The 21564-nt window shown below is 37.6% G+C and carries 17 protein-coding genes and 6 tRNA genes; 11 read left to right on the forward strand and 12 right to left on the reverse strand.

Features of this window, described 5'->3' with window-relative positions:
• Nucleotides 1-135 precede the first annotated feature (135 nt).
• From GNP81_RS09910 to GNP81_RS09945, 8 genes are all read left to right on the forward strand, one after another.
• The gene (locus GNP81_RS09910; RefSeq protein ID WP_155674568.1) at nucleotides 136-1581 is read left to right on the forward strand and encodes a V-type ATP synthase subunit I domain-containing protein; all 1446 of its coding nucleotides are present in this window, start codon (nucleotides 136-138) and stop codon (nucleotides 1579-1581) included.
• A gap of 112 nt (nucleotides 1582-1693) precedes the next feature.
• Nucleotides 1694-2638, forward strand: coding sequence for a 23S rRNA pseudouridine(2604) synthase RluF (gene rluF, locus GNP81_RS09915; protein WP_155672184.1), 945 nt, complete (start codon nucleotides 1694-1696; stop codon nucleotides 2636-2638).
• Nucleotides 2639-2765: 127 nt separating this feature from the next.
• Nucleotides 2766-2839 (forward strand) — tRNA-Cys (locus GNP81_RS09920).
• Nucleotides 2840-2853: 14 nt separating this feature from the next.
• Nucleotides 2854-2929: transfer RNA gene (locus tag GNP81_RS09925), tRNA-Gly, on the forward strand.
• Nucleotides 2930-3041: 112 nt separating this feature from the next.
• A tRNA-Leu gene (locus tag GNP81_RS09930) sits at nucleotides 3042-3128 on the forward strand.
• Between the two features lie 33 nt (nucleotides 3129-3161).
• Nucleotides 3162-3237 (forward strand) — tRNA-Gly (locus GNP81_RS09935).
• Nucleotides 3238-3314: 77 nt separating this feature from the next.
• Nucleotides 3315-3401 (forward strand) — tRNA-Leu (locus GNP81_RS09940).
• 32 nt (nucleotides 3402-3433) lie between these two features.
• Nucleotides 3434-3509: transfer RNA gene (locus GNP81_RS09945), tRNA-Gly, on the forward strand.
• 56 nt (nucleotides 3510-3565) lie between these two features.
• Here GNP81_RS09945 and GNP81_RS09950 read toward each other — a convergent pair.
• Nucleotides 3566-4063: a glycine cleavage system transcriptional repressor gene (locus GNP81_RS09950; protein ID WP_011262188.1), complete on the reverse strand. Its 498-nt coding sequence runs from the start codon at nucleotides 4061-4063 to the stop codon at nucleotides 3566-3568.
• Between the two features lie 129 nt (nucleotides 4064-4192).
• Nucleotides 4193-6376, reverse strand: coding sequence for a YccS family putative transporter (yccS, locus tag GNP81_RS09955; RefSeq protein WP_336495409.1), 2184 nt, complete (start codon nucleotides 6374-6376; stop codon nucleotides 4193-4195).
• Nucleotides 6377-6569: 193 nt separating this feature from the next.
• Here yccS and helD point away from each other — a divergent pair, with 193 nt between their 5' ends.
• Nucleotides 6570-8633: a DNA helicase IV gene (helD, locus tag GNP81_RS09960; protein WP_155674629.1), complete on the forward strand. Its 2064-nt coding sequence runs from the start codon at nucleotides 6570-6572 to the stop codon at nucleotides 8631-8633.
• Between the two features lie 52 nt (nucleotides 8634-8685).
• On the opposite strand, the gene GNP81_RS09965 is transcribed toward helD, so the two are convergent.
• Nucleotides 8686-9141, reverse strand: coding sequence for a methylglyoxal synthase (locus tag GNP81_RS09965; RefSeq protein ID WP_005419907.1), 456 nt, complete (start codon nucleotides 9139-9141; stop codon nucleotides 8686-8688).
• A gap of 96 nt (nucleotides 9142-9237) precedes the next feature.
• Nucleotides 9238-10236: a TMAO reductase system periplasmic protein TorT gene (gene torT, locus GNP81_RS09970; protein ID WP_155671649.1), complete on the reverse strand. Its 999-nt coding sequence runs from the start codon at nucleotides 10234-10236 to the stop codon at nucleotides 9238-9240.
• 73 nt (nucleotides 10237-10309) lie between these two features.
• Here torT and torS point away from each other — a divergent pair, with 73 nt between their 5' ends.
• Together torS and GNP81_RS09980 are read left to right on the forward strand one after the other, a co-directional pair.
• Nucleotides 10310-13186, forward strand: coding sequence for a TMAO reductase system sensor histidine kinase/response regulator TorS (gene torS / locus GNP81_RS09975; protein ID WP_196587430.1), 2877 nt, complete (start codon nucleotides 10310-10312; stop codon nucleotides 13184-13186).
• A gap of 132 nt (nucleotides 13187-13318) precedes the next feature.
• Nucleotides 13319-14959 carry a methyl-accepting chemotaxis protein gene (locus GNP81_RS09980; RefSeq protein WP_155671653.1) on the forward strand — a complete coding sequence of 547 codons (1641 nt, stop codon included), beginning with the start codon at nucleotides 13319-13321 and terminating at the stop codon, nucleotides 14957-14959.
• Nucleotides 14960-15002: 43 nt separating this feature from the next.
• Here GNP81_RS09980 and GNP81_RS09985 read toward each other — a convergent pair whose 3' ends face one another.
• From GNP81_RS09985 to moeB, 8 genes are all read right to left on the reverse strand, one after another.
• Nucleotides 15003-15563, reverse strand: coding sequence for a type II secretion system protein (locus GNP81_RS09985; protein WP_155674624.1), 561 nt, complete (start codon nucleotides 15561-15563; stop codon nucleotides 15003-15005).
• A gap of 24 nt (nucleotides 15564-15587) precedes the next feature.
• On the reverse strand, nucleotides 15588-16217 hold the full coding sequence (locus GNP81_RS09990) for a YccT family protein (RefSeq protein ID WP_155674622.1): 630 nt from the start codon (nucleotides 16215-16217) through the stop codon (nucleotides 15588-15590).
• A 91-nt stretch (nucleotides 16218-16308) separates the two neighbouring features.
• On the reverse strand, nucleotides 16309-16899 hold the full coding sequence (locus tag GNP81_RS09995; protein ID WP_196584573.1) for a porin family protein: 591 nt from the start codon (nucleotides 16897-16899) through the stop codon (nucleotides 16309-16311).
• 154 nt (nucleotides 16900-17053) lie between these two features.
• Nucleotides 17054-17803, reverse strand: a complete 750-nt coding sequence (gene pstB / locus GNP81_RS10000) for a phosphate ABC transporter ATP-binding protein PstB (RefSeq protein ID WP_005419893.1) — start codon at nucleotides 17801-17803, stop codon at nucleotides 17054-17056.
• 64 nt (nucleotides 17804-17867) lie between these two features.
• Nucleotides 17868-18725 (reverse strand): phosphate ABC transporter permease PstA, encoded by an 858-nt coding sequence (gene pstA / locus GNP81_RS10005; RefSeq protein WP_155656697.1) that lies wholly within the window; start codon nucleotides 18723-18725, stop codon nucleotides 17868-17870.
• 4 nt (nucleotides 18726-18729) lie between these two features.
• Entirely contained in the window at nucleotides 18730-19656 is a 927-nt protein-coding gene (pstC, locus tag GNP81_RS10010) for a phosphate ABC transporter permease subunit PstC (RefSeq protein WP_011262177.1), read from the reverse strand.
• A 75-nt stretch (nucleotides 19657-19731) separates the two neighbouring features.
• The gene (locus tag GNP81_RS10015; protein ID WP_063644824.1) at nucleotides 19732-20553 is read right to left on the reverse strand and encodes a phosphate ABC transporter substrate-binding protein; all 822 of its coding nucleotides are present in this window, start codon (nucleotides 20551-20553) and stop codon (nucleotides 19732-19734) included.
• A gap of 257 nt (nucleotides 20554-20810) precedes the next feature.
• Entirely contained in the window at nucleotides 20811-21560 is a 750-nt protein-coding gene (gene moeB, locus GNP81_RS10020) for a molybdopterin-synthase adenylyltransferase MoeB (RefSeq protein WP_155674620.1), read from the reverse strand.
• Nucleotides 21561-21564 lie beyond the last annotated feature (4 nt).

Consider the following 21564-nt stretch of genomic DNA (forward strand, 5'->3'; position numbering starts at 1 on the left):
TGAGCGGTTTTTTTATGCCTGATTTTTATGTTTTGTTTTTTTACATACGTAATGCTGATTAAATTGAAATGTTATAGTAATATCGCCCTTCCAATAAATAAGACAAGTGTCTAATAATAAAGATGTGGATTTAGGATGAAACAATATTTCAAAATAGCAGTGGTTGCTTCAGCATTGATGAGCGTGGTTGGTTGTCAAAGTACAAACGAAGAGACAACATCAGTAGAACAAACATCAGAAATAAATACGCCTGTAGTTTCAACATTTGAGGCGCTACAGAAACAATATAATCTTGATAAAACGGTATTTGATTCAGCCGCTGAGTTTAAAATTTACTCAGAAGATTCATATAGCCTAATGATGGATGAATGGAATGAAGCAAAAGAAATTTATCTTGAAGTAGAGCAAGAGCCTGCATTAATAAATGAAGAGTATTCGATGTTCTCTTCAGGTTCTTATTCCGCAAAATATATCGCATTAATTAAGAGTGCTAATTTACAGTTAGATAAATTAAAAACGTATAAGAATAAAGCTGATACAGTTTTGTCTGATGCCATTGCGCAAATGAACTATATGCAATCTATAGATGTTGCAAAATATTATCCGCAAGACTTCTCTAGCCTATACAATCAATATAAAGCTTTGTTTGTAACTGTAATTGAAGAAGACATTGCTGAAGCTCAAACTGAACAAGCTGAGTTTCTAACAAAAGCAAAAGTGATTGAGATTGATACCTCATTAACAATTCATGTTAAGCCATTAGAAAAAGAATTTTCTCAATTGACGCAAAAAGGTTTTAAAGCCATTGCACCTATTAGTTATGGACAAACAAAAGCAGAACTGGATAAAACGAAAAAAGCGGTTCAAGCAAATAATAGAGATCAAGATTTAATTGCCGATGTAGTTGCTAAAACTCGTTTTCAATTAGATCACCTAAAAAATATGGCTGCTGAAGTTAAACTATTAAAAGCAGTAAAGAATGGTCAATTTGAACAATCGGTTTTAGAGTTTGAAAATAAATTGTTGTCGATTTCACAAGCAATAAATGGTGATGATTACCGTGATCAGCCATTACGTATGCAAACAACAGAGATCTTATCTGCTGTACAACAAATGCATGCTATAAATAATACAGCTGATTTAGAGAAGAAGATTAAAGAGTTAAATTCAGAAATCGAAACATTAAACGGTACGATTGAGAAGCAAACAGATGCACGAGCAAATGTTCAAAAACAAGTTCTAGTATTAACGCAACAATTAGAACGAAATGATAATTTAATAAATAACTTGAACAGCGTAATTGCAACATATAAAGCAAAAGAAGACGCAGAAAAGGCAACCGTAAATAAAGAGATTAATGAGATACAACCTGACGCTGAACAGCAGACGTCTCAAGCTCTTGAAGCAACTCAGACACAAGCTCCTGTGAAAGAAAAAGTTGCAGAGACTAACACTGACAATGCCGAAATTGCAGCAGTAGAAAGTTCTGATCCTAAAGTTGAGTCTGCTGCAATAGAGACAACAGCAAATGAGACTAGTGAGCAGGTAAAGACAACTGACACTGATATTGAAACGAAATAATTATTTATTTACGTTGTAGTAAAGCACTCTAAGCATTGGTTTAGGGTGCTTTTTTATTGGATATTTATTCGTTTCTGATACACTGCGGCTGTTCACTTTTTTGAGGTACATCATGACATCACCAGAACCTAAATTAACCCGTCTGAATAAATTTATTAGTGATACGGGATATTGCTCACGAAGAGAAGCCGATAAACTTATCGATCAACAACGTATTACGATTAATGGCAAGATCCCTGAGATGGGAACGAAAGTAGCTGATGGCGATGAAGTTTTGGTTGATGGGAAGCCGTTAAAAGAGAAACAGGATCGCATTTATATTGCTTTTAATAAGCCTGTTGGAATTACTTGTACTACAGAACGACATGTTGAAGGTAATATTGTTGATTACATTAATCATGAGCAGCGTATTTTTCCTATTGGTCGATTGGATAAACCGTCGGATGGTTTAATATTCTTAACCAATGATGGCGATATTGTAAATAAGATCCTGCGAGCGGGTAACGCTCATGAAAAAGAATATGTGGTTCGTGTTGATAAGCCTATTACTGATGAGTTTTTACAAAAAATGTCCGCGGGTGTGCCGATCCTAGATACGGTAACTTTGCCATGTAAGATTAAGCAAGAATCTCGCTTTGTTTTTCGAATTACGTTAACTCAAGGATTGAATCGTCAAATTCGTAGAATGTGTGAGTACTTAGATTATGAAGTATTCAAATTAAAACGTGTTCGTATTATGAATATTGATCTAGGTAAGCTTGCTTCTGGAGAATGGCGTTATTTAAGTCAAGCTGAGATGGATCAGCTAAACGGAATGATTGGTACATCAAGTAAGACAGAAGAAGCGTCTCGCAAAGTAAAAGAAATTGATGGTAAGGTTCGTGTATTGAAAAAAGCGAGTTCAGGAAGAAATCATCATTCAAATAATACGTTTAAAGAAAATCGTCGTGAAAAAGCCAAAGAAGGGCGTTTTAGCAAATCGGCACCTAAGCGTAAAAATGATCGTAAAGAGCAAGGTAAGCCACAATCTGAAATTAAAGTATGGCGACCAAAATAGACCGTTTTTTCAACATGTTAGCTGATTTATCGGCATTTTGGCGATAAAGTCTACAAACGGAGAGTTAAATGCTATTTTTTATTTGACTCTTTTTTTAAATCGGTTACATTAAGCCCCGTAAAAGAATGGCGCCTTGGCAGAGTGGCTATGCAGCGGATTGCAAATCCGTGGACCTCGGTTCGATTCCGGGAGGCGCCTCCATTTCTTTATACGATGCGACACTAGCTCAGCTGGTAGAGCGCAACCTTGCCAAGGTTGAGGTCACGAGTTCGAACCTCGTGTGTCGCTCCAAATTTTAAAGTGAAAAGCGTTAGCTTTTTTCTACAAATTAAAAATTACTGCAATAGCGGTAATTACAGATGGTGTTTTACTTTTCAGTAATCGGCATCGCAAGAAATTGCGTGCCCTGGTGGTGGAATTGGTAGACACAAGGGATTTAAAATCCCTCGGCGTTCGCGCTGTGCCGGTTCAAGTCCGGCCCGGGGCACCATCTATTAAAGTCTGACTCGAAAGAGCAGCAAATGCGACACTAGCTCAGCTGGTAGAGCGCAACCTTGCCAAGGTTGAGGTCACGAGTTCGAACCTCGTGTGTCGCTCCAAATTAAAAATTATTGCATTAGCGATAATTACAGATGGTGTTTTACTTTTCAGTAATCGGCATCGCAAGAAATTGCGTGCCCTGGTGGTGGAATTGGTAGACACAAGGGATTTAAAATCCCTCGGCGTTCGCGCTGTGCCGGTTCAAGTCCGGCCCGGGGCACCATCTTTAAAGTCTGACTCGAAAGAGCAGCAAATGCGACACTAGCTCAGCTGGTAGAGCGCAACCTTGCCAAGGTTGAGGTCACGAGTTCGAACCTCGTGTGTCGCTCCAAACAAGAAAGCCCGTTCAGAAATGAACGGGCTTTTTTACGTTTGCGATATAGTAAATTAAATAACAGTGACGACCATGTCTTCGCTTAAGGATTCAATTTCAGCCGCAAGATCATTAATGTTTGCGGCGGCCGGAAGTTTGAGACTAAGAGTTGCAGTAAATACACTCGTACCGCTAGCTGGAACACCAATACGGTGGCTGTCCATATCGATTAGCTCAATACCTTCATTTTGAAGAATATTGCTAATATCGTTAACAATACCTGCTCTATCTTCAGAGTCGACTTTTAATTTACTGTGTGTATCTTGAACAGTGGTATCAATAACATCACTAAAGGTCACCATTAGATCATCTTGAGATAAAAAATAATCTTGGACTGCTTGTTTGTGTTCGGAAGGGACTTCAATTTTAATTACGGCAGAAATATGTGTATCTAGATAATGGATTTTACTCACTAGCCATTTACCACCTTCTTCATGAGTAACGGACGCTAGGCGTTTGATAAGATCAGGGCTTGATATTCCAACAAAAGCAGCAATAAATATACTTTTCATAATGGCGCCTCCAATTATTATTGGTAATTAAGGAGTCCAAATATGAACTCCCTTTAATAATAGTGTAGGCGTCTTGCGTTAAAAATAATTGAGAAACATCAATTATTCGACCGGAATAACAGATCGACTTCAAACTTTAGCATTTGTTTTCATTTTATGAATTTGCTCACTTAATGAAGCAGATAAAGTGTGCATTTCAGGCAATATTTGGTGAATTAAATGCAATTGTTGTAATACCATTCTAATCGAATTTTCATCTTCATCACGCCATTCTGAAAGGCGTTTTTCTATACTCTCTTCTTTAACGGTATTTAGCTTATCGTTGCAATCAGTATTATTTAATTGGCATTGAATCTGATTTAAATGCGCATGAATAATACGATGTGATTCAGCAACTAATTGATGTGTTTCTTCATCTTTTAAACGCATGCGATGAGCCCCAAGTGCAGAGATATAGCTTAACATCGCATGACACAGACATAAAAAGCGGAAGGATTCATCGACAGCTGTTTGATATTTACCGGGTTCAATCAACATGTTACTGATCGCCGAGCTAAGTGCTGCCTCACTATTATGAGCTTCACGGCGTGATAAACGATACTGAAGAGAATCTTTTTTTCCTGCTCGATATTGAGAAATGATATTTGATAAATAATCTTGATGAGCATGCACCGTATCAGACATAACCTTATCTAGACGTTTTGCTTGCCAATCGGGAAGGATATAAGTTACCGCTAATACCGCAAGAGCACAGCCAACGAGAGTATCCCCTAATCTTGGTAGAATAACTGCGTAGCCTTCACCCAATTGGTTAAAGCAGAACAAAACAAGCATTGTAATAAAGGCAGTCGCAAATCCATAGTTAGCAAGACGAAAGGCAAAGAACAATACGCCAGAAATAACCATTAATACGAGTTGGCTATCTAAAGATGGGAATAGAACCAGTAGGGTGGTGCCTGCTAATAAGCCAATTAGAGTCCCAGCAACTCGAGCAACAAGTTTTTCTTTTGTTGCACTGTAGTTTGGTTGGCAGACAAATAGGGTGGTTAAAAGGATCCAATATCCACGTTCAAGATTAAAAGCTTGAATAATGCCATACCCAACAGTTAAGGCTAACGCCATACGAACAGCATGACGGAACAATACAGAATCGGGAGTTAGGTTTGCTCTTAATCGTTGCCACATGGCCTTAGGAGTGTGAGCTCCTTGATCTGCTAAAACAGTGTCTTCTTCTGTTTCTAATGCTCTTTCTGGATTACTAATATTAGCAAATTGACGCTCAACCGTTGCTAAGTTATTAAACAGGTAATCCAATTGAATAAGAGATAATCGCCATTCTGGTTTTTGTTGCTCTTTTAATGCAATAAGTGATTGTTGTAATTCATCTAAAGCAAAAATAGAAGCGTTATCATGTTGGTAAGGTAAACCGAGAGATAAGCAACGAGCAACTTCTTTACATGCTAATGATTGGCTATGCAGTAAATGCTTAAAGCGGAATAAAATATCACTGCGATTAAACGTATTGGCTAAATCTTGATAGCGATAATGACTAGAACTTACACGTTCATGAATGTCTTGTGCAATAAAATATATTTTTAAAAACTTATCGCTAGCACCTACCACATGGCCACGTTTCGCTCTTGTTAATAACGATGCTTTACTATTATTAAGTGCTGTCACCATTTGAGCGTTATTTTTGGCTTCTTGAAGGCGGTAAGGTTGTGGGACTAGATTGGTTACAGGATGGAATAATTCACTTTTACTATTTAAGTACGTAGCCATGGTTTCAAATACAGTTGCTAGGTTTTGTTGAACTGGCTGCAATGGCCAAAATATTTGCCATGTTAACGAGATAGTGTAATACCAAGCTGCACCCCCTAGTAAAAGGGTTGGCTGATACCAAAGGTTTGGACTTTCGGCAGCACCTAGCATGGTATAAATAGCGATAAGCAGTGAGCCAAAAGCAATGCTAGCATAGCGAGGCCCTAGAGCTCCAAGCATAATAAATGCAATGGTTGAGCAAAATAAGCCAATCGCAAATAAAATTGGTGTATGAAAGAGAATCTCAATGGAGAAAGCGGCAATGGCAAAACAGATGAAAGTGAAGAATAAGGCTTTGAGTCTTCCTGATAGTTTATCGTCAGTTTCAGCTAATGCGGCCGCAATAATCCCAAGAATGAGTGGAGTAATCGCTGTATTTTGCTCAAGGTACCAACAGGGGATAACAGCACCGACAAGAGCGAGCAATACCCTGATACTATAATTGATGGTTTTATTGGCCCAATATTGGCGAAAAATCTGGCGATAAGTCACGATATTACTTTCTGCTTAGGGAAAAAACCTATCATAACAAAGTCATACAGAGAAGAAAGAGTCTAAATCTGAATCATTGTCTTAATACTGATCTGAGACAACAAAAAAAGAACCTGATATCCTATGACCTCTTCAGCAAATTCGTGAAATGAAACACTCTCATAGTGTCATATTAATTAGGTAGTATTGAATCATGCAGATCAAAGCAACCCCTTTCGCTCAGTGGTTAGTTCAAGGTGACTTTTATCAACTTGAATTAGAGCAAGAGCAGCTGTTGTTTACCTCACATAAATATCAAGTATCTGTTCCTTTTGATAAATGGAGCGGAAAAGTGACTTTTGAAAGAGGCCTTATTTGGGGAGCGCTTTGTTTTTATAATCGCAATGAACAAGTAGCATGGCGAGTATCTGGACTTCCATGGGAAGAATGTGATGCCATAATTAATGCAGTGTTAAATGCTTATGCTGATTGGAAAGAATCAAAAGTATTGATGTTAAATCAGCTGCAACCACAGATGATTGAATTAATAGAAAATTTTAGTGCAAATAAGCGCTTTTTAAAGCAAACAGAAGCCTTAATGATGGTCGAAAAGTTATATGATCTTTTCGAGCAGACGAAGATTTCCATTCCTTTAGCTGAACAGCTTCAACCGGACTGCATTGCTCCTGTTATTGATTGGCTTACTGAGCCAGAAGAACAATTAAAAGTCTTGAATGATAATTGGTTAGAAGAGCAAAAAGTAGAATGGAAAACGTTCTTTTCTGAGTGTGAATCACAGCCGCTAAATGAATCTCAGCAAAGTGCTTTGCTATTAAATGAAGACCACACCTTAGTTTTAGCGGGGGCTGGTTCAGGTAAAACGAGTGTATTGGTTGCCCGTGTAAATTATTTAATTCAAAGTGGACAAGCTCAAGCCGATGAAATTTTATTATTGGCTTTTGGTCGTCAAGCTGCACAAGAAATGTCAGGGCGAATTATTGATAAACTCGGTTTTGAAATAGGCCAACGAGTTAAAGTCGCTACTTTTCATCAATTGGGCTTAGATATTATTCGTCATGTTGAATACCAACAGCCAAAGTTATCATGCTTAGTTACTGATGTGAAAGCACGTAAAGAGTGGTTCGTTCATGTTTTGGATTCCGAATGGAAAAATGCCACAGCGATGAACCGTTGGAAGAAGCACCTTAAGAAATGGCCAATTGCTTATTTACGTGGTGATGTTGACTTAAGAGAAGAATCGCACAATGAAAAGTTACAAGAGTGGCTTTATAAACAAATTTGCCAATTAAATAGCTTGCAATTAGATAAGAAAAGCATTGTTGAAAAGATTGAATTTCATCCCGATGTGCAGCGTTTAAAAAGTGAATTGAATATTGTTTGGCCATTCTTTAAGGCGTATGAAAGAACGCTGAAACACGAAGACGCTATTGATTATGAATCAATGATAACTAAGGCTAAAGCATATATTGCTGATAACAAGTATGAACTGCCTTGGTCATTTGTAATGGTTGATGAGTATCAAGATATCTCACCGCAACGTTTAGATTTAATTGAAGCCATTTGTCACACTGAAAATAAACAGCAGACTAAGGCTACGTTATTTGCTGTTGGTGATGATTGGCAGGCAATATACCGTTTTGCTGGTGCAGATGTTTCGTTAACTACAGGGTTTGAAAATCGTTTTCAATCAACGCAAATTGCTCATTTATCGACAACTTACCGCTTTAATGACCAAATAGGGGCCGTTGCAAACCGCTTTGTTCAAGAGAACCCTATGCAGCTCAAAAAAGAGCTAAATAGTTTTATCAAGAAAAAAAGAAAAGCAGTAAAAGTGATTGAACATCAATCAATAGAAAAAGAGCTTTTATCATTATCTAAAAACATTCGTGATGGTGAAAAAGTGGTGATTCTTGGTCGTAATCATAATCATAAACCTGATAGCTTTGATGAATGGGTTAAGTTCTATCCAGGCTTGAATTTAGAATATAATACGTGCCATGCCAGCAAAGGAACAGAAGCGGATTATGTCTTTATTGTAGAGATGACGGATGGACAATTTCCGATGAAAGAGCGAGCAGAGTCGTTGGATGCGGCTTTACTTCCTCATGCAGAAAGTTTTCCATATGCTGAAGAACGACGATTATTCTATGTAGCTTTAACTCGTGCAAAGAAAAAAGTATGGATTGTTTATCATGGTAAGCCATCTCCATTTGTACAAGAGATCGTGGATAAAGACTATCCAGTGATAATTGAATAATTTAAAGACAATAAAAACAGCCGCTAGAAAATAGCGGCTATTTTTTATTAGGCTAAACTCGTTCAGCTAAATAAGCATCATAATCAGGAATCTCTATTGATACTTCTTCTTCCATTTGCGGAGCAGAAATCATAAATTTGGCACTTGCACGGTTCATTGCTACTGGAACATTCCATACTGTTGCAATGCGTAGAAGTGCTTTTACATCAGGATCATGTGGTACGGCATTTAGAGGATCCCAAAAGAAAATCATCATATCGATTTTTCCTTCAGAGATAAGGGCTCCAAGTTGCTGATCTCCCCCCATAGGACCGCTCAATAAACTCTTTATTGCTAAGCCTGTTTCTTTACTTAGAATGCGGCCAGTTGTTCCCGTCGCATAAAGAAAATGACCTTGTAAGGCGTCTTTATTTTCTTTTACCCAACGTAATAATTCTGGTTTGTAATTATCATGAGCAACTAATGCAATGTGTTTATGTGCAGGCATGACCCTTGTTGTTTTATTCATTGATATTCCTTATTCCTATTTGATAGCAGGGTACAATTTATAGAGGGTACAACGTCTATACCTCAATTTTATGACAATATATAAGCGTTGTTTCAATTATTGTTTTTCAGCTGATACGAAAAAAGTAGGGCGATACTCAGCTGGTGAGAGTGACTCTTCAAGAACTTTTTTTGGTAAATGCTGTGGCGTTAATGCTTCAATTTTTGGTGATAACTGAAAAGGTAGCGGGTGCTTATTAAGATAACTTACCGCTTGTTGAATACTCAGTTGTCCCTGTAACACCATTTTATCTGTTGGGGAGAATAACACGCGATTACGTAATAAACCGCGATATACAGCATGACTTAAGTAAGTTGAGACTAAACCCACTTGATTTTGCATTTTTCGGCTTGCGACTTCACTTATTGCCACCTCAATTGCGACAGCACCCCCAACCAAATAATCCAATTTTTCTGTTTGCAAAGCATCTTGAATTAAGTTGCGCTGTAATTCTTTACTGTTATCACCCCAATATGTTGCACTGACGATAATATCGCTGTCTTTAATAGCGTCATTAAAACCTTGAGTAACGGGTTTTGTCCCACCTCTAGTTTTAGGGCCTGGAAGCCAGCCAATATAAGTGATGCCAGAATCCTTTGGATGCCTTTTTGCTAAAAACTCACCAGTTTTATAGCCCATTTCATACCAATCAACACCGACTTCACCATGATGAACTGGGGTGGCAGGAGGATAGGAACTAATTAACTGATTTACAGTAGCAAAAACAGGTATCCCTTTTGTAAGCGTAATAAGGTTATCTTGAAAAGCCATAGGATCAACGGTACCCAAAATGATCGCATCAGAACCATTTAATACACATTGTTCGATTTGTTGAGTCTGTCGTTCAACATTAGGGTAACCACCAGATTCATAGACGGTTAACTCAACATGTTGAACTTTAGCTTCTTTTACCATTCCATAGTTAACGGATAGCCAGTAAGAGTCTTTTAGATGTGGGTAGATAGCACACAACTTCCAAGGCGTTTTTGCGTGAGCAAGAGGCGATAAAAAGACAGAGAATAAAATAATGTATATAAGATGAAAAGTAAGCTTCATGGTATCTTCGCACTGGCTTTAGGTTGGTGATATGATACCCGTATTACTTCTTTTTCCAAAGTGTTTCAATATTATGTTATTTGCTTCTACAGGGATCGGTCGCAAGCTGCTTATCACATTTATGGTGATGATTGCGCTTATGGCATTTGGATCGGTTGTTGGTGTTCTTGGTTTTTCATACGTAGAAAAAACAGAAAGAACGGTAATTGATTCGGCAATACCAGCTGTTATTGAAGCTCGTTACATTTCAGATTTAAGTACAAAGATCATTTCAACATCTCAATTACTCTCGCAAGTTGACTCTGAAGACGATAGAAAAAAATACGGCAAAGATCTGTTTGAGTCGATAGAAAGCCTTTATCACCGTTTAAAAGGTTTAGGTGTTTATCCATTTGATAAAGCGTTATTAGCTCGTTTAGATCTTCAAGTTCAAGACATCGTCGATAATTTGGCAACGATGGGTGAAAGCGTTGGTGAGAAAGTAGTCCTGCATCGAACGATTCAAGAGAAGAGTCAGAAGTTAACAGAAACCGCTCTTCGTTTGGAGGAGTTATCACGCTCGCAAGTATTAAATTCAAATACCGTTACGATAGCTAATGTCGTGAAAATATATGACTTAGTTGAAAATGGCGAAAAAGAAGCGGTTTATAAAGCATTAGATACCCTAGTGGAAACGGATTTAGATTTAGCAGAGCGTTTGCATGAATTACGCTTACTTACCTTTAAAGTGGTCAATACGATAGATGATGCAAGAAACAGTCATAACATCAAAAAAGTAGAGAAATTACGACAAGATTTTACTCGTGATATGACCATTATAACTCGTAGGGTACAAGCGGTAGAAGATCCAAGTCGTACAAAGCAAATGCTTGGTCTAGCTAATGATTTAACAAAGAGTGAGCGTTTATTTAATGAATTAATTCAGCTGGTTAATATAAATCAAAAGCTAAAGTTGTTAGGTGATGAAAACGTTCATAAATTTCAAGAGCTTAATTTAACTATTTCACAATTACTCGAACAGGCAAATGACGTAACTCAACAAGCGGTCGCTGATGTTAACTTTGTATTGAAAGTCGTACAACAGCTATTGATATCAATAACCATGCTTGGTTTATGTCTCGTTATCTACATTATGTGGCGTTATGTTTATGCACGTGTGATTACACGATTAAACCAATATGAAGAAGCGATCACTAATGTAGCTAATGGTCAATTAAATATCGAATTGGATACAACCGGTGACGATGAGTTAGCTCGCATGGGGCGTTCAATCCTTATTGCTAGAGATACAGCTCAAGAACTTAAAGAATATAAAGACAGCTTAGAGTTACAAATAGCACAACGAACTCAAGAGCTTAAGTCGAGTAATGAACGACTTAATGTCGAGATTATTAACCACGATAAAGCAAGGGATCTTGCTGAGCAAGCCAACAGAGCCAAATCGGCTTTCCTTGCAACTATGAGCCATGAAATTCGAACGCCTTTAAATGGTGTGCTTGGTACCGGTGAGCTACTTCGTGGTAGCGGTTTAACCGCTCAACAAAAGCAATATGTCGATATTATTAATCGTAGTGGTGAAAATCTATTAGATTTATTAAATGATATTCTTGATTACTCAAAAATTGAGGCTGGGCATTTATCTATACGTAAGAAGAACTTTAGTGTTCAATCAATGATCACGGATGTTCATCATTTATTCAGTTCTAGAGCACAGCAAAAAGGCATTACTTTATCAGTGAATGCTCCAGTTGATACCCCTGAGTGGTGGATAGGCGATTGTTCACGTATTCGTCAGGTATTAAATAACTTTGTGGGCAATGCAATTAAGTTTACTCATACAGGTAGCGTAACAATTCAGTTAAGCCTTATTTTGGATACGACGCTTTTATTTGAAGTAATTGATACCGGTGTTGGGATTGCTGAACATGAAATAGATACTTTATTTGATGTATTCACTCAAGCTGAAGAGGGCATGAAAGTCAGTGGTGGAACAGGCTTAGGCCTAGCCATTAGTCAACGTCTAATTGAAGCAATGGATGGCGAGATTGGTGTCGAATCAATCGAGGGACAAGGTAGTACATTTTGGTTCTCACTTGAGCTTGATGAAGGTCAGCCTGTTGAGTCATTGAGTGATGATAAAGCAACAATAGACATAACTCCTGTTAATATTCTTTTAGTGGAAGATAATCCAGTTAATCAGATGGTTGTTATCGGTTTCTTAGAACGATTAGGTCACCATGTTATTGCAGTTGATACGGGCAAAAAAGCTGAAGAAGCCATTGAAAATCATCAATTTGATTTACTCTTATTAGACATTAATTTGCCTGATACTGATGGTGTAACCTTACAAAAACGTTTAAGAGAAATTTATGCAACAAAAGGTGGTCATCAAGATGAACTTCCAATGTTAGCGGTTTCTGCTCATGTTTTTCATGAGGATGTAGAGAGTTATCTTTCTGCCGGATTTAATGGCTTTTTAGCAAAACCACTGGTTGAAAATCAATTAGTAAATACATTAAATCGCATCTTAAATGATGGGAAATTAAATTTGAAAGCACCTGTCGTTATTCCAAGTTTACAACTAGATACCGAAGCTGGATTAGAAACAGAGGAAAATGAAATGATACTAAATGAAAAAGTGTTACAAGGTGATATTAACGTATTAGGTGAAGACCGAATGCGCAAAATTGTCGGTGTGTTTAAAGAATCTTCTAAAGTAAATTTAGAGGAATTACAAACGGCAATTTCAAATCAAGATTGTTATCAAGTGAATCAATTAGCTCATAAACTAAAAGGTTCTGCAGGTAGTATGGGATTAATACAGCTACATACATTATGTCACCAATATGAGCAGTATGGAAAAAATAACGATATATCTTTGTGTAGAAATGACGAAATAAGTCAGGCTTATGGCGCCGCTATTTTGGCATTGGATGCTTTTTTTGAATAGGAAATAAATTGCACATATAAAATGAATGTGAATGAAATCTCTTTCATGTATTCACATTATTTATAATTCTGTTTTTAATTTTATTTGATAATATCCAAAAAATATTAGTGCTGGTTTGCCTTAGGAGAGGTTATGAAGCTAATTGGACGTTTATCAATCAGTTACAAAATAGCAATGCCGATTATTGCTATTGTTTTATTATTTAGTGTTATTTCTGTTTTGAATATTGTGAATTTAAATAAACAGACTGAAATGAATCACACGCTTGTTGAGTTAGTTGAACCGGTTAACGATAGCCTAGAAGATGCCTATCGCGATCTTTATCAAGTTGTCGCTGCAACTCAAGGCCTTATGTTGTCAAAGTCTCAAGCGGATATTGATCATCATACTTTTGAATTTAAAGATAATGCGTATAAAGCGGTTCCTAGAATGAAAAAAGTACAAGACTTATATGACAACCATATTCTGCCTACGAATACTGCATCAGAATTGACTGTTTTGGTAACGGCAACCCAAAGATGGATTCAACTTTATGAACCGTTATTTGAGCGACCTGAGACTGCTCAAGCTTATTATGCGCAAAACAGTGCAGAGTTAGAGAAACAATTTAAAGTCATTAGAAAACAATTAAAATCAATCAGTCGTTTAATTATGGCTGAACAAGTTAAGTTAAGAGAACAGAGTCAAACAGGTATAGAGTCTGGGAAACTGGTTTCTCAAGTCGGTGCGATGAGTGCGATTATTGTTGCTATGTTAGCACTTTGGCTATCGATTAATTGGATTGTAAAACCAATTCGTTCACTTGAAAGTGCAATGTCAGATGTTGCTTCTGGTGAAGGCGATTTATCAAAACGTATTAGTGTTGATTCTACTGATGAGCTAGGAAAACTAGCTCAAGCATTCAATCAATTTATTTCTAAAATTCACGGCACAGTACAAGAGGTAATTGTGTCATCTAATGCCGTTCGTGTTGAAATGGAAAGCATTAAAACTCAAACTCAAAACGTAGCTCAATTCTCGATGAATCAGCAACAAGAGAGTGAAGTAGTTGCAGCAGCAGTACATGAAATGCAAGTAACAAGTGCTACTGTTAATGAAAATGCGAATGACGCTGCAGAAGCGAGTCAAGGAGCGACAGCGGAAGCTGAGGTTACTGATAATATTCTTCAACAAACGGTTGGTTCAATTCAGAGCTTAGCGGATGAGATAAATCAAGCAGGAAAAGTGATTCAAACGCTAGATACTGACGTTGCAAATATTGCTTCTATTTTAGATGTGATTAAAGGCATTGCTGAACAAACTAACTTGTTAGCACTTAATGCGGCAATTGAAGCTGCTCGAGCGGGCGAACAAGGGCGAGGTTTTGCTGTTGTTGCTGATGAAGTAAGAGCGTTAGCAAGCAAGACTCAAGATAGTACTGGTGAAATTCAAAAAATGATTGAACGCCTGCAACTTGGTGCAAAAGAAGCGGTTCAGGCAATTAATGCGAGTAATCAGAGTGGTGTCGAGACAATAGAGTTAGCTAACCAAGCATCTCAATCATTAGCTCAAATTACCAATGCCATTATTGTTATGAACGATATGAATACACATATTGCAACGGCTGCTAATCAACAAAGTCAAGTGAGCGAAGATGTTAACAATAACGTTCAACGAATTACTGACAACAGCGGTCAAATGGTTGAAATGGTAAACCAATCAGAAAGCGCTTGTGCTTTATTATCCGAGCAATGTGAGCGATTAGATCAATTGGTGTCACAATTTAGAGTGTAATACTAACTGTAAATGAAAGGGTTATCCTTGTAGATAAGCCTTTTTATAAATGCGTTATTACAGTGACTTTGCCTGTTGTTGAGTTATATGAAATAACAATGCCAGAAGTGAGTGGGTCTGCAGTGTATTGGTAATGCTTATTTATGTAGTAGCAAGCATCCTGAAAACTACTGTCTTCACTGCTATAGCGTATTGATAGAAAATCAGAGTCGGTCTTTTTCTTATGAGAGACACTAGGTGGATCAATTAATAGTGTATTCCAAAGATCATTACACCCTTTCTTACCTCTACCAATGTTATTTGGCTGTGCCATTGGATTATTTTTATTAATGCCAATAGGAAAGCCATTCAGGTTTACATCAAGCTGATCATTAGCAAAACCTTGAACATCATTTCCTGACTGTAAATTACCATTAGCAATCCAGCGATATTGGGTTAATCGAACACTTTGTTCAAAATTTTGAGCAATCCCTTCAGCTTGAGCAATGTAGGATTCTGAGGTGTAGCTAAAAAATTTTGGAATAGCGATAATTGCAATTACTGCCGTAACAGTAATCGCAATAACGAGTTCGATTAAGGTAAATCCAAGTCCATTTTTACCCATACAATTCCTTTGATGTGGATAAATTTACTTATCAGTAATTGATTTTAAGAAGCGTTCTTTTGTAGCTTGATCGGCTTTCTCATACCAATAATGTAGCATTTGTTCCGCTGTATTTTCGCCTTGCTCATTTTTAATTTCTTTATGAGTGACTGTAAGCATACCTTCTTTAAAGGCTGCAGGGTGCTCTGTGGTATTAAATTTTGCGACTTCGAATTGAATATTTCGACCAACTTGCATTCCGTTGTAGATCAATTGTGACTGAACAAAAGGAATATTATTATTATTTTTATCTATTAACTCCCAATTTAGATTACGATTAAATGCTTTGGCTTTTTCAGGAGAGTTATAGGTTGGGAACTTAAAGCTTATTTCTTTATCTTCTGCAGAAAATGTCGAGACGATGATGTCGCTTGATACAATGATATTATCTTTACCTTGTTTGAATACAGGGTTATATCTAAAAACAATTTGGTGTTTACCATTTTCTAAATCAAGTGTTGATGTAGTAGAAAAGAATGAGCTCTCAAGCTTTACTTCTTGGTTATCAACAAGAAGTAGTTCAACTTCGTCTGGCACTGTTAATTGAATAGCGGCATGTGCTGAAATAGATGAAAGAAGACAGAAGCTAGCAGCAAAAATAGATTGTATTTTCATAGGAGTACACCTGTTGTAATAATTAAAACAAGTGTACTCATATTTTAAACGGAATGAAATGATCCAAACAACTTGTTATGTCGGTAGAAAGTTAGAATTTATAACTTAAGCCTATGTATGAAGTACCAAAATCGTAACCAATACCATCCATGATAGCTCTAGCAATATTGTGACCGACAGTTAGGGCAAGATGCTCAGTAAAATCGTAACCGGCTTCAAAACCATAAGATAAGCCTAGAGCACTGCGGCTTTGAGAGCCATTTGCGATATAGCCTTTTCCGCCATCTTCTAGATAGAAATTAACATCCATATCTAAATAATAATAACCGTAACCAAACATACTAGTGATGAAAAAATCGGAGTCAAAAACATAAGCTCGGTATTTTAAATTAGCACCGAAGAAGTGCGCATCAATATGACTTTTAGCAAATTCGTTATCATCAGCCCAATCGTAATCGAAGGCTCCCATGTTGTTGTATTCTAATTCAACAGACATATAAAAGGTGTCACTAATCGGAAAGTCATAACCTCCTTTAATGTTATAACCCTGATCGAGATCGGTCTGAACGCCAAGAAAAGTAACAGAAGAATTTTCTAGGTTAGTCGTTATGTAATACCCTGACTTGTCAGCGTGAGCTGAAATAGAAAAGAAAATAAATAATAGAAAACTCAATAACTTCATATAATTATCCGTAATTTCAATGTAGTTATGGTTATTATTCATATTTGATATAATAAGTCTAATAAAATAACAGGTTTATTACATATTTTAACAAAAAAGCCCCTAACTAGAGGGGCAAGAGTTTCCATCGCTTTGTTATTATTCTTTAAATTAATTAACCAAAGTCACCGTTTACATAACCTTGTGTACGGTCATCTTTTGGATTAGAGAAAATGATTTGTGTGTCATCATGCTCAACAAGTTCACCCATTAGGAAGAAGGCTGTTTTATCTGAAATACGACGAGCTTGCTGCATTGAGTGGGTTACGATAACTATGGTGTAATCTTTTTTGAGTGTTTCCATTAACTCTTCCACTTTATGCGTTGCAATTGGGTCAAGAGCAGAGGTTGGTTCGTCCATTAGGATAACATCTGGTTCCATTGCAATAGTACGAGCAATACAAAGACGCTGTTGTTGACCACCAGACAGACCAAAAGCGTGAGATTTAAGACGATCTTTCACTTCATCCCATAGTGCAGCACCACGTAATGATTTTTCGACGACGGCATCTAACACTTTCTTATCTTTTACGCCTTGAGCTTTTAGGCCATAAGCAACGTTTTCATAAATGCTCATTGGGAATGGGTTTGCTTTTTGGAATACCATGCCGACTTTGATACGAAGATCTGCTACATCAATGTTTCCGTAAATATCGTTACCATCAAGGTTAACAAGTCCCGTGATTTTTACGCCTTCAATCAAATCATTCATTCGGTTTAAACAACGTAACAATGTTGATTTACCACAGCCAGAAGGGCCGATTAGTGCCGTTACTTGTTTTGCTGGAATTGGTAAGTTGATGTTTTTAAGTGCTTGGTTTTGTCCGTAAAAAAGATCTAAATTTTCAATATTAAATTTGTTCATTGTATTTTCCTTATCAGCCGCAACTTATTGTCGTGCCACTGATTCAATTTGATAACGTTATATTTTAGTAAGATGCTTTATTAATTTTTCGAGCCAATAGCTTGGTTAGCATATTAATGACAAGAACAAGAACGATAAGTACGGTTGCAGTTCCGTAAGCTTGGTTCCACTCGTCGATAGTAAATAATTCAGTGGTTAGCTTATAAAGGTGAACGGTTAGCGTACGACCTGAATCCAGTAATGAATCGGGAATACGTGCAACCATGCCAGCCGTTAAAAATACAGGCGCAGATTCACCGATAACACGACCAATACTTAAAATAACGGAAGTTAAAATACCTGGCATTGCACTTGGTAAAATTAAGCGCCAAATCGTATAAATTTTTGATGCGCCAAGTCCGTATGAACCTTCACGAAACGTTTGAGGCACAGCCATTAACGCTTCTTCTGTTGTACGAATTATTACTGGTAGTATCAAAATACTCAGTGTCAGAGCGCCAGATAGGATAGAGAATCCAAGACCTAGAATACCAACAAAGAAAGTCATACCGAATAAACCAAAGATAATCGATGGAATACCCGCTAACGATTCAGTACAAAAGCGAATCACTTTAACCAGTTTACTGCCTACCTTTGCATATTCGGTTAGGTAAATTGCCGTCATGATCCCAAGCGGGGCAGCAACAGCAATTGAAGCAAGTACCATGTATAACGTTGAAACTATCATAGGGAAGATACCGTGTTCTTCACCTGTTCGAGTGTAGTTATCTGTAATGAATGACCAGCTTACGTGTTGCATGCCATTCGAAAGGATGTACCAGATGATCCAAAATAGGAAGCCGACAGTAATCGCAGCAGATAACCAAATGAAGCCTGAAGCAATCTGGTCTTTAATTTGACGCTGTTTTTTTAATTTATTCATGATCTTATTTCGCCGTTTCACGGTTTAAGTAAAGAAGAATGCCATTAAGAGACATGATAAATACAAGCAATACTACGCCGGTCGCGTACAGAGCGTTGGCGTGAATGCCACTTGCGTATGACATTTCAATTGCGATGTTTGCGGTTAATGTTCGTGCTGAATCTAAAATTCCTTCAGGCATGGCTGGGGCGTTACCCATTACCATGATGATTGCCATGGTTTCGCCTAACGCACGAGCGATACCAAGAATAACGCCAGTCATGATACCTGAACGAGCAGCAGGAAGCAGAATTCGGAAAATAGTGAATATTTTAGAAGCGCCAAGTGCCAGTGAACCTTCTCGGTATGTTGACGGTACAGCACGAATAGACGTTTCTGATACGGTGATTACCGTTGGAAGGATCATTACACCAAGAACGATAATACCAGCAAGAATGGTATTACCTGCAGGAACTTGGAATATGTCTTGAATTAATGGAACGATGATAACTAAGCCAAAGAAGCCGTATACAACCGATGGGATGCCAGCTAATAGTTCAACGGCAGGTCGAATAATATCAGCGACTTGTTTCGGAGCTATTTCTGCAATAAAAATAGCCGTTAAAATCCCAACAGGAACACCAACTAATACCGCACCAAAAGTCGATACAATTGACGCGACGATCATGGTGAATACACCATATAATGCTGGCGGCAGCCAATCTTGGCCCAATACAATTCCGCTTACGCCAGCTTGTTGAAATGCAGGGATACTTTCTTTAATGATGAAGTAAGCGATAGTCGCTAGTGAAACAATACCAATAACAGCACAACTTAAAAATAAACCGTGAAAAATACGTTCTCTCCAATCCACGCGCTTTTTTTCTCGTAGTGGATTGTTAGATGGTTTTACTTGATTTTCTGTGCTTTGATTATTCATTGCGATGGTCATAATAAATACTCACATGTCGAAAAATTCGAAATGGAAAAATGCCCAACCTTCGCAGGTCAGGCAATAGGGTAGAAATTAGTTAACTGAGATGTAGCCTTTCTTTTCAACAAGGTTTTGAGCGGTTTCAGCTGTCATCCAATCAAGGAATTTTTGAGCTTCAGCTGATGGTTTGCCTTCTTTGTATAGAACAAGGAATGGACGAGATACTTTGTAAGTGCCGTTTTTGATGTCAGCAACACTTGGTTCTACGTTATCAATTGCTAGTGCGTGTACAGAGCTATCAACAGTACCTAAAGAGATGTAACCAATTGCGTATGGGTTACTTGCTACCATTGTTTTTAGAGCACCGTTGCCGTTAGCAACTTGAGCTCGTTGTGAAATCGCTGATACTTTCATGCCTGATACTTTTTTCTTCAGGCTCATGATGTCTTCAAATGCGCCACGAGTACCAGATGCCGTATCACGAGTAATTACAACAACAGGCTTGTCTGCGCCACCCACTTCTTTCCAGTTTTTAACTTCACCTTTATAGATAGCCGTTACTTGCTCTGATGTTAAACCTTTAAGCTTGTTATTTGGGTTTACAACAACAGCGATGCCGTCGTGAGCAACAATAAGCTCTTTAAGCGCAGGATCTTTCTCATCTGATTTTAAGTTACGAGAAGACATGCCTAAATCAGCAGAACCATTTTTTGCCGCTTTAACACCAGCAGAAGAGCCCGGGCCTTGAACTTCGATAAATACGTTTGAATGGTCTTTCATGTATGTTTCAGAAAACACTTCCATAAGTGGAGTTACACTGCTTGAACCAACAGCAGAAATGGTTTCCTTTGCTAAAGTTGGTGCTGCTACTACTGAACTAATAATTGCTAGTGCGCCGATTACTGACTTTTTCATTTTCATTTCCTTTGTCTGGCATTCATGCCGTAATTAAGTTGACGAGGTCACTTTAGGAAAGTTATGTGACAGTTATATTTCACTTTTCTTAAATGTGTATTACATGGGGAGAAATTTGAGGACTGATTTTTAGAATTAAGAGGATGATATTTTATTTTTGTAATTGTTTTTATTGAATAATTTCTATTTTTTTACATACAAAAAAGGCGATAAACCTTATGGGTTTATCGCCTAAAAATAAATAATTAAACGTGTTTTTAGTGGCTACAAACAGAGCAATTAGGCATTTTAGCCAACTTCATTTCTCGCCAATTCATCGATAGGGCATCAAGAATAAGAAGTTTGCTGATTAAAGGTTGACCATAGTTAGTTAATACTTTTATTGCTTCTAATGCTTGGACGGAACCAATAATGCCGACAACAGGAGACATCACTCCAGCTTCGACACAGGTCAATGCTTGTTGACCAAATAAACTGCTCAAGCATTGGTAGCAAGGTTCATCATCTTGATACGTATATACACTTACTTGGCCTTCCATACGAATAGCTGCACCAGAAACTAATGGCGTCTTAGACTCGTGACATAAGCGGTTTAATTGGTTACGTGTATCAACATTATCAGTACCATCAAGTACTAGATCATGAGATGCAATTAATGAGCGTAACTCATCATCAGATAAACGCTTATCTACGGTATTGATGTGGCAATTAGGGTTAATTCTATTTAACGCCATTTTAGCTGACACGACTTTCTTTACACCGATACTTTCATTGCAGTGCAATACTTGACGCTGTAGGTTTGAAAGTTCAACCGTGTCATCATCAACAAGTGTTAGAGTACCAACACCCGCTGCTGCTAAATATTGACTTGAAGCGCAACCTAGTCCACCTGCACCAATGATCAGTATGGAGCTTGCTTTTAATGCTTCTTGGCCATCAAAATCAAAATTACGTAAGATGATCTGACGGTTATAGCGAAGCATTTCATTATCAGTTAATTCACTCATGAAT

The organism is Aliivibrio fischeri (assembly GCF_009727955.1).
Lineage (GTDB): Bacteria > Pseudomonadota > Gammaproteobacteria > Enterobacterales > Vibrionaceae > Aliivibrio > Aliivibrio fischeri_A.